Source organism: Mesorhizobium sp. M5C.F.Ca.IN.020.32.2.1 (assembly GCF_004023105.1).
Lineage (GTDB): Bacteria > Pseudomonadota > Alphaproteobacteria > Rhizobiales > Rhizobiaceae > Mesorhizobium > Mesorhizobium wenxiniae.
The window spans coordinates 1-1,514 of sequence record NZ_RZSX01001186.1 but is presented as its reverse complement, the minus strand read 5'-3'; the positions used below and the strand labels follow the sequence as shown (position 1 = coordinate 1,514).

Below are 1,514 nucleotides of genomic sequence, written 5' to 3'. Positions count from 1 at the left end.
CATCCGGCAACTAACAGCGATGCGAGCATCGCGGAGCTTGCGATTTTCATTGTAGACCTGAAGCTTGACGTATGCGTTTGGCCGCGCGGGAACGGATTCCCGACGCTGCGCGAACACCCCGAAAGGGCGCGTCAGCTCAGATGTTTGGGGGGCCTTATGAGCGCAGTGTATTCGCCAAGCGGTAAGGTGACGTCAACGACGAGCGCAAAGCAGCGGGAGACAACATGCTCCAAGTGAGGGCAGTCGACCGGCACCGCATTTGCCGGCGCGCAATGGACTTCACAGCTCTTGTCGGAGGATTGCTTGGCGCCGTGATGATGCTCCGACGTATCCGTGTCGTCCGCAGTGGCGCCGTCATGGCCCATGTCGTGTGCGGATGTCTCGGCTTGGAGATCTGCCCCGGCGTGAAAACCCGTGGCATTGGCTGTGGCGAACAGACCAGGCTGAAGAGCCGACATGACCAAGAACACAACCGCCAGCATTGCTCGGACCGGTATGCTTCCTAAGATCGTAATTCGACCAAGAGCCCTCATCGCACCCTTCCGACAATTGTTCGTCTGATTTGTCAAGGTCGGGGCGGTCACTTTGCTGCGGTGCAACCAAAAGTGAACGCAACTACCTGCCGGTTTACATCAGGCCCAACACCGCCCCGGCAACAACCAGATAACGCAAAACCTTCGCGAGGGCGACGATTGCGACAAAGCTCCATAGCGGCTCGCGCAAAACCCCAGCGACCACGGTCAGTGGATCGCCGATGATCGGCATCCAGCTTAACAGAAGCGACCATCTTCCATAACGGTGATACCATCTCATGGCGCGGTTGAGCGTCGCGGGAGGCAGCGGAAACCAAGGCCTGTCCCGGAAGCGTTCGATGCCTCGACCAAGCCCCCAATTCACCGCCGAGCCCAGGACGTTGCCTATGCTGGCGACAACAACCAACATTGCGGGCGAGAAGGAATGTGTGGCGAGGAGCCCGGCAAGTGCGGCCTCCGACTGCGCCGGAAGGATGGTCGCCGCGGCGAAGGCAATGGCAAACAGGCCGCCGTAGACGGCAAACACATCCATCTATGTTTCGCCTTGCGGAAAGGCTTCAGGGTTGCACATCGATCACGACCATCAGTCCGCCACCGCCCTTCTCTTCGACATTGTTGTTGGTCGTATGATGCCCGATATGGCAGTGGATCAGCCATTTTCCGGGGCGGCGTGCCTGCCAGACGACATCGTAGCGTTGCCCTGGTCCGACGTTGACTGTGTCGGCAAGGAAACGCGCCGACTCCGGCATAGTCTCGCCATCGCGGGCGACAACTTCGAATGGACCGCCGTGGATGTGCATCGGGTGGATAAACCCATTATTGGTGCCGATGAAGCGCACTTTCAGAGTTTCGCCGACCTTCATCCTGATTGTGTCGGTTGACGGATAGGCGCGGCCGTTGATGGTGAAATAATTCGGCTGCCCGCCGTCCATCGGCATCGACGGAAAAGTCAGGCCCTCCCGCATCAGCCATTCCTGAAGC

General features: G+C 59.2%; 3 protein-coding genes. All 3 read right to left on the bottom strand.

All coding sequences use genetic code 11. The features are described from left to right. Nucleotides 1–131: 131 nt before the first annotated feature. Nucleotides 132–458, bottom strand: coding sequence for a hypothetical protein (locus EOA86_RS39075; RefSeq protein ID WP_206630220.1), 327 nt, complete (start codon nucleotides 456–458; stop codon nucleotides 132–134). A 169-nt stretch (nucleotides 459–627) separates the two neighbouring features. Beyond that, nucleotides 628–1,065: a YqaA family protein gene (locus EOA86_RS34200; RefSeq protein ID WP_127209476.1), complete on the bottom strand. Its 438-nt coding sequence runs from the start codon at nucleotides 1,063–1,065 to the stop codon at nucleotides 628–630. 25 nt (nucleotides 1,066–1,090) lie between these two features. After that, a partial coding sequence (locus tag EOA86_RS34195; protein WP_164892307.1) for a multicopper oxidase domain-containing protein occupies nucleotides 1,091–1,514 on the bottom strand: 424 nt, incomplete at its 5' end.

Bases quoted from the DNA above. Each gene is read 5' to 3' on its own strand.
- EOA86_RS39075 (WP_206630220.1), bottom strand. From the start codon at position 458: ATGTCGGCTCTTCAGCCTGGTCTGTTCGCCACAGCCAATGCCACGGGT.
- EOA86_RS34200 (WP_127209476.1), bottom strand. From the start codon at position 1,065: ATGGATGTGTTTGCCGTCTACGGCGGCCTGTTTGCCATTGCCTTCGCC.